At 27.8% G+C, this 11,341-nt stretch carries 9 protein-coding genes; 1 reads left to right on the forward strand and 8 read right to left on the reverse strand.

Annotated features, from left to right (window positions below):
• Positions 1-16: 16 nt before the first annotated feature.
• The 8 genes from GIL12_RS05315 to GIL12_RS05350 form a co-directional block, all read right to left on the reverse strand.
• Positions 17-763 carry an SDR family oxidoreductase gene (locus GIL12_RS05315; protein WP_163469408.1) on the reverse strand — a complete coding sequence of 249 codons (747 nt, stop codon included), beginning with the start codon at positions 761-763 and terminating at the stop codon, positions 17-19.
• 14 nt (positions 764-777) lie between these two features.
• Complete coding sequence (locus tag GIL12_RS05320) at positions 778-1,938, reverse strand: L,D-transpeptidase family protein (protein ID WP_239056068.1); 1,161 nt, start codon at positions 1,936-1,938, stop codon at positions 778-780.
• 15 nt (positions 1,939-1,953) lie between these two features.
• Positions 1,954-2,214: a DUF3343 domain-containing protein gene (locus GIL12_RS05325; protein WP_163469410.1), complete on the reverse strand. Its 261-nt coding sequence runs from the start codon at positions 2,212-2,214 to the stop codon at positions 1,954-1,956.
• An 11-nt stretch (positions 2,215-2,225) separates the two neighbouring features.
• A complete protein-coding gene (gene selB, locus GIL12_RS05330) occupies positions 2,226-4,559 on the reverse strand; it encodes a selenocysteine-specific translation elongation factor (RefSeq protein ID WP_163469411.1) in 2,334 nt (777 codons plus the stop codon).
• Entirely contained in the window at positions 4,556-5,944 is a 1,389-nt protein-coding gene (selA, locus tag GIL12_RS05335; RefSeq protein WP_163469412.1) for an L-seryl-tRNA(Sec) selenium transferase, read from the reverse strand. The genes selB and selA overlap by 4 nt, the downstream gene beginning before the upstream one ends.
• Positions 5,945-5,949: 5 nt before the next feature.
• Complete coding sequence (gene selD, locus GIL12_RS05340) at positions 5,950-6,927, reverse strand: selenide, water dikinase SelD (protein ID WP_203522525.1); 978 nt, start codon at positions 6,925-6,927, stop codon at positions 5,950-5,952.
• A gap of 84 nt (positions 6,928-7,011) precedes the next feature.
• A complete protein-coding gene (locus GIL12_RS05345; protein WP_163469414.1) occupies positions 7,012-9,309 on the reverse strand; it encodes an ABC transporter substrate binding protein in 2,298 nt (765 codons plus the stop codon).
• A gap of 13 nt (positions 9,310-9,322) precedes the next feature.
• Entirely contained in the window at positions 9,323-10,246 is a 924-nt protein-coding gene (locus GIL12_RS05350; protein WP_163469415.1) for a Ppx/GppA family phosphatase, read from the reverse strand.
• A 129-nt stretch (positions 10,247-10,375) separates the two neighbouring features.
• Here GIL12_RS05350 and htpX point away from each other — a divergent pair, with 129 nt between their 5' ends.
• Entirely contained in the window at positions 10,376-11,209 is an 834-nt protein-coding gene (htpX, locus tag GIL12_RS05355) for a zinc metalloprotease HtpX (protein ID WP_163469417.1), read from the forward strand.
• Positions 11,210-11,341 lie beyond the last annotated feature (132 nt).

Consider the following 11,341-nt stretch of genomic DNA (forward strand, 5'->3'; position numbering starts at 1 on the left):
TCCCTCCTTGAAACATTTATTTTTTATTTTGAATCCTTTTTAACATTTTTAATTGAAATCTCCTAGGAATAAAATTTGAGATAAAAACCAGTAACTTGTTAATCACTCCTGGAATACAAATTTCCTTCCCTCTAAAATAGTCCCTAAGAGCTATTTTAGCCACATTGGAAGCTTCCATAATATAAAAACCCTGTGCTTTTTCCATTCCATTGAACTTGGTTTTAGTTGGTCCAGGTAAAAGACACATTACCCTTATTTTTCTATCTCTTAATTCCTCTGAGATACCATTTGAAAATGATTTCACATAGGATTTACTAGCATAATAAGTTGCAAATAGTGGGCCACCACTTTGGCACGCCCCTGTTGAAGAAACATTTATTATTCCCTTATTTTCATTTCCCTTTACTTCCTTTAAAAATTTATGTGTCATATATGTAAGGGCTACTATATTTAAATCTATTATATTTTTATTTTTTTCCCAAGATAAGGTACAAAAATTTGAAATATAACCTACCCCTGCATTATTTATTAAAAGATCAACTGAAATCTTCATATTTTTTAATTTTATAAAAATATCATCTATTTCCTTTTCATTTGTTATGTCTGCTCTAATTGGAATAAAACTTAAAGGAAATTCCCCTTGTATAGTTTCAAGTTCTTTTTCTGTTCTTGATACTCCAATAACTTTATCCCCTCTGTTAATAAACTCCAAGGCTAGACTACGCCCTATTCCCTTAGTTACCCCTGTTATTAATACATACATAACTCCTCCAATAATTAAAATATAATAAACATTACATTTTCTTTAGGTCTTTGATAGTTAGAATTTATATTTCTTTTTTGACCTTCTAAAACCCAGTCAAATAAAAATTTAGCATGTTCCTCTGTATTTCTTATGCATTTTCTTGTTCCCTTATAAGTTCCTAATCCTCTTTCCTTTTCATCTAGGAAAAAGTCTTTGTTCTTATTTTCCACATATTCAAGGGGAGTTCCATGAAGATATCCTCCACCACTGAATCTTATAGCGTATCTTGCCATTCCTGAATTTCTACCATAAACATCTCTGTATTCCATTTCATACTTTACATTTGGAACTACATAAGAACCTCTTGGTGTTTCAAAACCTAAAGTGCTTTCTAACCCTGTTTTCCCATAAATATAAGATATTAAAGTCCATTCACCGTTAATTTTTTCAAACATACCTAGGTTTTGATTTTCTATATCTGCAACTATAGCTTTCTTAAAACCTTTAGCTATATTTGGATTACTAGTTATATAACTTTTTTCTATTTTCAAAGGTGATTCTTTTATCCCTTGAACATCTACCATTGCATATTTTCCCTCTTCTTTTAATACTGTCATTATAGATCTGTCTGGAACATGTAATACTAAATTTTCAGGTTCGTATATTCCAATAATATTTTGATCCAAAGAAACTCCGTATTTATCCTTTTTTCTGTTCATTTCTTCATTATATGGATTAGGTTTATAAGAATGAGTGGATACTAGTTTCAACCCTTTCTTCTTAGAAACGTTAATAAATGTTTCTAAATCCTTTATGCTTCCAAGCATTTTTTCAAATCTAAATTGTTTAAAATGAACTATTCCACCAGATACATAACCAATTTCATTTCCAACTTGTACCTTGTACCAAATACTTTTTCTAACTTGAATTTTTTCTAAAGCTCTAAATTTTGAATTAAAAGGGGCTTTTAATATAATCCCTGATCCTGTACTTGGCTTTTTTCTAATATTTCCTGTAACTGTTTTTATAAAAACATAGTCTAAAAGTTTTGGTAAATCACTACCCTTATACTTTATATTAGTTTTTACATTTGGAGAAACCTTATTATCATAAACAGCCTTTACTGTACTTGAAAAAGATAATGTTGTCATTGCAAACAATAAACCTATTACTAATTTCTTTTTTATACTCACTTCCATCTCCTTAATTTATAAAATTTTCTCTATTTTCTTCTTAAAACCATTTTTTTCCACGTAAAAAATGCTTATTTCTTCATTTCTTTCTTTTAATATATTTATAATCTTATCTTTATCTTCTAATTTTAATTTTATAGATAAACCACAGTTAGCTGAAATTTCAGTTGGCAAAGGTATTATTCTACAATTTATTTTATTTTCTAAAAATATCTTTTCTAATTGCATAACCAAATGAGTTGAATCTGCTGAAGCAATTATAAATTTTTCTTCCATTTTTCCTTCCTCTAAACTCTCAATATTTTAGTTGCCTTCATTTGTCTTTCAACTATAGTATACATATTTGTTAGGCTTCCAACCTTTAATTTATCTTGTACATGATAGTAATTAACACAAGTTCCACAAGATAAAATTTCAACTCCCATAGTTTCTAGCTTTTTTAAATCTTCAACTGTATTTTCATTAACAGTGGATAACATAACTCCTTTATTATACATAACAATTGTTTTAGGTAAATTTTCCATTTCAGTTAAAGAATAAATAAATCCCTTTATTAAAATATCCCCTAATTCTTTGTCCCCATTACCCATTTCATCTGAGGCTAAAACAACAACTATATTCTCTTCATCTGTTTCTTCCTTCTTTTTTTCTTCTAATTTTGTTATTGTAATTTTAAAATTGTTGTCTTCCTTAGAATCAACATATGTATGCCCCATTTCTTTTACCATTTTTTCAACATTTTCCTTAGCTGTTTCGTTGTCTACTAATACTTCAACTTCCCCAGTTAAAATTTCCTTTAAAGCTTTTTTTGTCATAATTACAGGCATTGGACAAATTTGGCCTACTGCATTTACTTTTTTCATAATCCCTCTCCTATTTGCATATCTAAATTTTTTATCTCTAATTGTTATCCTTAACTTATCTAACTTCTCTAAAATTAATATTGCACTTTCTCTACTTGTTCCTAGTAATTCTTTACATTCCCTAAGCTCTATTCTATCATGTTCCATTATATAATTTAATATTAATTTTTCAGCTTCTTTAAAGAACCCCTTTAACATAAAGGTATTATCATTTAAAATAACTATCATGTTTTTTTCAAACATATATTTATGAACCCTTTGAAATTCCTCTTCTTCTAAAAAATCTTTTTTTATTAATTGATAATTTTTAGGAGAAAATTTCCCTTCCTTATATATTTTAAATATTTTTTCCTTTATTTCTTTTTGTAATTTAGTTAATTTAATCTTCCTATTTTTTAAATTAATCATTGTAAGATTAACTTCTATCTTTTCTTGGAAAATATCTTCCTCTAGTAAGGCTCTGTATTCTAGATTTCCAAATTCAGGGAAAAATCTATTTTTTATTTCTATTTTTGATATTCCACCTAGTAAATTATTTCCTTCAAAGGATGAATTTAAAAATGAAATTATTTTTTCTATTCTAATTATTAAATCTTTCTTTGAAATATAAATGTTTTTATCTTTATTTAATAAAAATACCTCTTCTTTTTTTCCCAAAGCCCTATCTTTTAATTTATCTATATAATTTATATTATCTTTCTTTGTTTTTTCTCCAAATAAATTAATTACTCTAATTCCCCCAAGGGTATCTGAAGAAGAAAAATTTCTTATAATTCCCAAATCTCCTTCTAGTAAATATGTTTCTTTTTCTAGTTTTATTTGAGCAAAATTATTGTCCTTAAAAAAACTTATTCTTCCTATAATTTCATTTGTTCCAATATAAACTTTTATTCTCTGATTGTTTTTTAACACTTTATTTTTAAGGGGAGAAAAAAAGATGTCTATTCTATTTGAAGATTTCAAATTTGAACTATTAGTTATTAAGTTTCCCCTTTTAACATCCTTTGAATTTATATTCCCAATATTTAAAGCACATCTATTTCCAGAATCTAATTTATCAATTTTAATTCCATGGGACTCAATTCCCTTTACTTTAATTTTAATGTTTTGAGGATATAAATTTAACATATCATTTACCTTTACTTCCCCTGAGTATATGCTTCCAGTTACAACAGTTCCAAATCCCTTTACTGAAAAACTTCTATCCACATACATTTTAAAATCCATCTCACTGGAAGAATTTTTTGATATATTTAATGTGTCCTTTAATAGGTACTCTCTTACCTGTTCATAGGAATCTCCATCATTAATTGAAGTTTCAAATATTTTTGCCCCTTCTAAAAAAGAACCTTTCAATTCTTTTTCTATTTCAGTTTTTACCCTTTGAACCCTTTCTGTTGACACTAAATCTCTTTTTGTTAAAACTATTATACCCCTTTGTACACCTAATAATTTTGAAATATTAAAATGTTCAATAGTTTGAGGCATTATCCCATCGTCTAAGGCTATTACCAGTATCAAATAATTTATTCCACATGCTCCTGCCACCATATTTTTTATAAATTTTTCATGCCCTGGCACATCTATAATCCCAATTTTCCTTCCCTCTTCTTCTAAAAATGAAAATCCAATATCTATTGTCATTCCTCTTTTTTTTTCTTCTGGAAGTCTATCTGTGTCTATCCCTGTGATATGTTTTATCAACGTTGTTTTCCCATGATCTATATGTCCAGAAGTTCCTATTATTATATTTTTCATATTAGTCCTTTTCTTTTATAGATTTGAAAAACATTATTACAAACATCCTCTATATCATTCTCTTGTATTGTTTTTAAATCCAATATAAATTTATTATTTCTAATAATCCCAATAATTGAAAGTTTATTTTTCCTAAATAATTTTTCTAAAACACTTCCCTTTTCCATTTGAAATTCTATACCATAACTATCTATTTCCTCTTGGGGCATTGACCCTCCCCCTATATTCCCTTTAGTTTCTATAATTCTATGCTCTATTTTAAACTTAGATAATATATTACTCATTACTTTACATCTACCTAAAACTTCTTCCTTTGTTTCTGTTATCATTTTTAATGTTGGTATTTTTTTTACTGCTTCATTTTTATTTAAATATATTTCAAATACAGACTCTAATATTGCAACTGTAAGTTTATCAATTCTTATGGTTCTTAAATATTGATTTTTTTTCAGCCTATCTATATATTTCTTCTTTCCAATTATTATTCCAGCTTGGGATCCACCAAAGAGCTTATCCCCACTAAAAGTTATAATATCCATACCTGATTCAATACTTTGAAAAACTGTAGGTTCATTTACTATATTATATTTTGAAAAATTTATAAAATTCCCACTTCCTAAATCCTCCATTGAAATTAGGTTCTTATCCCTAGCTAATTTAGCTATTTCTTCCTTGGAAGCTTCATGGGTAAATCCTTGTATTTTATAATTTGAAGTGTGTACCTTCATTAAAATTCTAGTATTTTCATTTATTTTTTCCAAATAATCCTCTATATAGGTTTTATTAGTTGCTCCAACTTCAACTAGTTTTGCCCCTGAAAATTCCATTATTTTAGGTATTCTAAAGGATCCTCCAATTTCTACTAATTCTCCCCTTGAAACTATAATTTCCTTTCCATTTGCAAATTCATTTAAACAAAGGAGTACAGCTGCTGCATTATTATTTACAACAAGGGCTGCTTCTCCCCCTGTTACCTGTAATATTAATTTTTCTAAATTTGAATACCTATCTCCTCTTTTTCCTTCATTGATGTTATATTCTAGGTTGTTATATGAGGTAAGTATGTTATATATTTTATTTCCAATATCCTTTGAATATATGCTTCTACCTAAGTTTGTATGGATTATTGTACCTGTTCCATTTATAACCTTTACTATTTTTTCCTTGGATTTTTTTTCAATTCTAAGTTTTATATCTTCTATTATTTGTACCTGTGTAAAATCTTTTATTTCTTCTTGTAAAATATCCTGTCTAAATTTATCTATACTATCTTTTATACACTGTAAAAAATCATAGTTACTAATATCTTCTTTTATTTTTTTTAAAGACTCTACATTTTGTAAATAATCAACTTTTGGTAATTTTTTTAGTAAATCTTTCTTCATATAATTTACCTCACTATTATTTTTTTCCCACTAGCATCTTCCACAGTTCCAACAACAGAGGATTTTATATCCAACTTGGATAATTCTTCCATAATATCCCTTAAATAAATTGAAGAAACTGAAAATAGAAGTCCCCCTGAAGTTTGAGGGTCAAATAATATTTCTTCCATCCAAAATGGAATATTATCAAATTCCACCTGTCCTTCTAAGTATTTTCTATTTTTCTGTCCACTACTTGTTATAAAAAATTCCTTTGCAAATTCCTTTGCACCATCTAAGTATGGAATTAACTCACTTTCTATTATAAATGTTTTTTCAGAAGCTGCTGCCATTTCATAAAGATGTCCTAAAAATCCAAAACCTGTTATATCTGTACAGGCAGTTACTGGATATTTCACCATTATTTCTGAAGCGTATTTATTTAAAGTTGTCATATTTTTTATAATCTCTTTCATTTGATTCTCTGTTGCTTCGCCTATTTTAGAAGCTGTTGTTATTATTCCTGTTCCTAAGGGCTTTGTTAAAATAAGAACGTCCCCTGTTTCACAACCATAATTTTTTAATATTTTATTTGGATTACAGACCCCTGTAATAGAAAGTCCATATTTAGCCTCTTGATCATGAATAGAGTGCCCACCACTTAGGACTGCCCCTGCTTCAAGAACTTTTTTAGCTCCCCCTTGCATTATTTCCTCTAACCCTTGAATATCTTCCTTCTCTGGATAACAAACTATATTCATAGCAGTTATTGGTTTCCCCCCCATTGCATATACATCACTTAGGGAATTTGCTGCTGCTATTTGTCCAAAAATATATGGATCTTCAACCATAGGGGTAAAGAAATCTAAGGTTTGAATAATTGCTGTTTCTTCATTTATTTTATAAACTGATGCATCATCTGATTTATCATATCCTACAATTAAATTTTCATCCTTTTTAACTGGGATATTTTTTAGTACTTTAGAAAGAACCTCTGGTCCTATCTTACTAGATCAACCACCTACTGAACATCTATTTAGTAAAAATTTCATGTACATCCCCCTTATATTTTAAATATTTATACGTTATTATAGCATATTTTGTAACAATTCATATAAATCTTTAGGAGTTATTGGCTTTGATATATGCCCATTCATTCCTGCTTCTAAACACCTTTTCACTGTTTCTGAAAAAGCATCTGCTGTCATTGCATAGATTTTTATTTTTTTAGAATAATCTAGTTTTGATTCTCTAATTAATTTAGTTCCATCATACCCATCAACTTCTGGCATTTTTATATCCATTAAAATTAAATCAAAATATTTATTCCCCTTTTCCATAAATTTATTGTGGGCAATTTTCCCATTTTCAGCAACTTCCACTTCTATTCCAACATTTTCTAATATTTTTCTTATTATCATTGCATTTATTTCATTGTCCTCTGCAACAAGTATTTTTTTCCCTGAAAAATTATATTTAGTTACATAATCAATAGATGATTTTTCCTCTTTTATTTTATTCCCCTCTTCTAGGAATAATTCCACAATAAAAATTGTCCCCTTATCCTTAACACTTTTTACTTTTATTTTTCCACCCATTAGTTCAATCATGCTCTTTGTTATAGAAAGGCCAAGTCCACTACCTCCGTATCTTCTAGCAGTATCACAAGATTCCTGTTCAAATTTATGAAATAATCTGTCCTTTAATTCTTCACTCATTCCACATCCTGTATCCTTAATCATAAATTTAAGTTTAATTTCACCTGTTTCCCTTTTATATTCACTGATTTTTAAGTCTATTCTTCCTCCCTTTTCAGTAAATTTATATGAGTTACTAATTAAATTTAAAAGAACTTGATTTATTCTAAAAATATCTCCCTTTAATTGTTCATTAACTATATTTGTATATTCAATATTTAAGTTTATACCCTTTTTTTCACATTGGTATAAATACATGTTATTAATATATGACTCTATTTCTCTTATATTAAACTGTTCAATTGACAATTTTATTTTATTAGTTTCTATTGCTGAAATATCCAAAACATTATTTATTAATTTTAATAATAGACTGGAAGATTCTTGTATTATTTTCAAATATTCTTTAACTTTATTATTTTTATCATCCTTTAACTCTATATTAATTAGTTCTGTAAGACCTATTATGGAACTCATGGGAGTTCTTATTTCATGACTCATATTTGCTAAGAAATCACTTTTAGCCTCTGTTTTAAGTTTGGCATTTTCTGTTAATTTTTTTTGTTTAATTAAATTATTATAGTAAATTTTAGCTATTGAAATACTAAAAATAATTATAATTAATAGCAAAACATAAATTATAGAAGTTGAATGTTCCTCTACAAATGATTTAGGTTTATTTATAAAATTAATCTTATCTTTTATTTCATCCTTTAATTTTAAATTGAATTTTTTATACACTTCATAATTTATTACTGTTTTAGGCTCGCATACTTGAACATCTATATCTTTAGCACTTTCCCCAGCTAAAATTCTATTAACCATAAGTGCTGCCTTATCACCCATTTCTTCAAAATCTATAATAGTTCCACCTAAAAGTCCAAATTCAATTCCTGTATCAGTTCTAAAGACAGGTACAGAGGAATTTTTAGACATAATTGTACTAGCTTGTTTCACATTATAATTATTTCCTTCTCTATCGTTATTAAAATCTAAAAAAACAAGTATATCTTCTCCTAATTTTAAATTTGATAATTTTTTCTGTATTTCTTCTAAAGTAAGCTGAGAAGTATTTATATAAGATATACTCATATTTTTAAAATCTCCTAAAGCTCTAATTAATTGACTCTTAGACCCATCAGATGTTTTAGTATCATCAACTATAGCTACTACTCTTTTCCCAAATGGAAATATTTCCTTAGCTATGTCCAAGGTGCTTTTACAGTAATATTTTTCAAGTACCCCTGTTATTAAGGGATCCTTACTAGCTTCCATTCCTCTTTCAATATCATTTATTCCTAAAAAAACTATTGGTTTATTTAAAAAATATTTTTTCTGTCTTTCTAAAACATAATCTAGGGCATTGTCATCCCCTGCTATAATAACCTTATAATCCTTATAATGTTTCATTTTTTTTTCAACTTGGAAATCAATATCTTCTTTTATTTCTGAATATTTAAATTCCTTAGTATCCATAAATATATAATCGATATTTATACAATCATCTATATTTTCAGAAAATCCCTTTAATTGCTTTGGTACTGATACCCAGTTATAGGAATAGGAGCTGATAAATAGAATTTTATCAGTTTTTTTTCTTCCTTGAGCATTCTCACAATATAATATTTGAAATAAAAACATAAATATTATTGTAGTATATAATTTCAAACTTATTTTTTTTGATTTCATTTATATACCTCCACTAATTATCTAAAGTTATCATTGCTCCCTCTAGTCCATCACATTCAGATGCCACTATCTCCTCTTTATTTAATAAAGACATAACTTTTAAAATTATTAAAGTTCCAGTTACAACATTTTCTCCTCTTTCAGCTTGAAGCCCTACGATTTTTTTTCTTTCTTCTAAATTTTTACTTAAGAATAGTTTTAAATTGTCCTCTAAATTTTTTCTAGTTAATCTATATTTATGGACCTTAGTTGTGTCATAGTTTATCATTTTTTCATAAACACTTACATTTGTTGTAATGGTTCCTGCTACTCCAACAAATGTAAAATCCTTATCCTTAAATTTTTCTATTTCTTTTATATTTTTTTCAACATCCTCTTGAAATTCATTTATTTTTTCATAGTTATCATTTTGAAAATATTTTCTAGTTTCTCTAACTGCACCTAATTTAAAACTTTTAATATATTCTATATTTTCCAAATCTCCAAAAATAAATTCAGTACTTCCTCCCCCTATGTCCATAAGAAGAATCTTTCCTTTAAACTCTGAACTAGTTCCTAAAGAGGTCATTTTTCCCTCTTCATTACCTGTTATTATATTTATTCTCAAATTAGTTTCTGTAAATATTCTTTTCTTAATTTCCTCTTTATTTTTTGCTTCTCTAATGGCTGAAGTTGCAAAAACAACTACCTTTTCACATTTATACTCTTCTATTTTTTTATTATAATATTTAATTATCTCAATTAGTTTGTTAATTCCAGATACATTGATACTTGAATCATTTTCTATAAAGTTCCCAAGTTTTGTTATTCTTGTCTCCTTATATATTTTCTCTAAAATTCTAATTTTCCCTTCTTTTTCTTCCACCTTTCCTAGAAACAATCTGCAAGAATTTGTCCCTATATCTATAACTCCCTTTATATATTTATTCTTATACATTTTTCCACCTTTTCATTAAATTTTTCCATCTTAATATTATTATACTATGTTATAATAGTGTTAACCTAATTATACATAAATTTTAAAGGTTATACAAACTAAAAATAAATTACAAAACAAGGAGGAAAAATGAAAACAATTAAAACTTTTTTACTAATGTCTGTGATGACTTTTATTCTAATGGCTATTGGTAATGCACTTGGAGGTAGACAAGGAACTATAATAGCTCTACTTTTTGCAGGAGTTGGAAATTTTATCTCTTATTGGTATAGTGATAAACTGGTTCTTAAAATGTATAAAGCTACACCTGTTTCTACAAATTCAGATGTTTATAAATTAGTCCAAGGACTTACTAAAAGGGCAAATCTTCCAATGCCTAAGGTCTATAGAATTAATTCTTCACAGCCAAATGCCTTTGCAACAGGAAGAAATCCTGAGAATGCTGCTGTAGCTGTTACAACTGGCCTTCTTAATATCTTAGATGACAATGAACTTTCAGGGGTTATTGCTCATGAACTTGGACATGTTAAACATAGGGATATACTTATTGGAACTGTTGCTGCTACCTTTGCTGGGGCAATTGCCTTTCTTGCTAATATGGCCAAATGGGCTGCAATATTTGGAGGAAGAGATGATGATAGGGAAAATCCCATTGCTTTAATAGGAGTTGCTATTTTTGCTCCAATAGCTGCCATGCTTGTTCAGATGGCTATTTCTAGAACTAGAGAGTACAAAGCTGATGAATATGGTGCTAAAATAAGTGGAAACCCTTTATTCCTAGCTAGAGCCCTTAGAAAACTAGAAATTGGAGTTAGTACTAATCCTATGAAAGTTAATCCTGCCACTGAAAATATGTTTATTATCAGTCCCTTTTCTTCTAGGGAAAAAATGGCTAAATTATTTTCCACTCATCCTGCAACTTCAGATAGAATTGCAAGATTAGAGGAAATGTCTAGAGGTTAATTAAAATGGGTCTATAATATTTGGTGTTGGTATTTGTAAAAATACTAATGCCTTTATTTTTTGCAAAAAAAAATTGAGACAAATAAAAAAATCCGTTACAATTAAGTTGCGACACCAAAAGAAAGGATGTGA

The organism is Fusobacterium sp. IOR10, assembly GCF_010367435.1.
Classification (GTDB): Bacteria; Fusobacteriota; Fusobacteriia; order Fusobacteriales; family Fusobacteriaceae; genus Fusobacterium_B.

Excerpts from the sequence above, each read along its gene's own strand:
- selA (WP_163469412.1), bottom strand. The coding sequence starts at position 5,944 with ATGAAGAAAGATTTACTAAAAAAATTACCAAAAGTTGATTATTTACAA.
- htpX (WP_163469417.1), top strand. The coding sequence starts at position 10,376 with ATGAAAACAATTAAAACTTTTTTACTAATGTCTGTGATGACTTTTATT.
- GIL12_RS05350 (WP_163469415.1), bottom strand. The coding sequence starts at position 10,246 with ATGTATAAGAATAAATATATAAAGGGAGTTATAGATATAGGGACAAAT.
- selB (WP_163469411.1), bottom strand. The coding sequence starts at position 4,559 with ATGAAAAATATAATAATAGGAACTTCTGGACATATAGATCATGGGAAA.
- GIL12_RS05345 (WP_163469414.1), bottom strand. The coding sequence starts at position 9,309 with ATGAAATCAAAAAAAATAAGTTTGAAATTATATACTACAATAATATTT.
- GIL12_RS05325 (WP_163469410.1), bottom strand. The coding sequence starts at position 2,214 with ATGGAAGAAAAATTTATAATTGCTTCAGCAGATTCAACTCATTTGGTT.
- GIL12_RS05315 (WP_163469408.1), bottom strand. The coding sequence starts at position 763 with ATGTATGTATTAATAACAGGGGTAACTAAGGGAATAGGGCGTAGTCTA.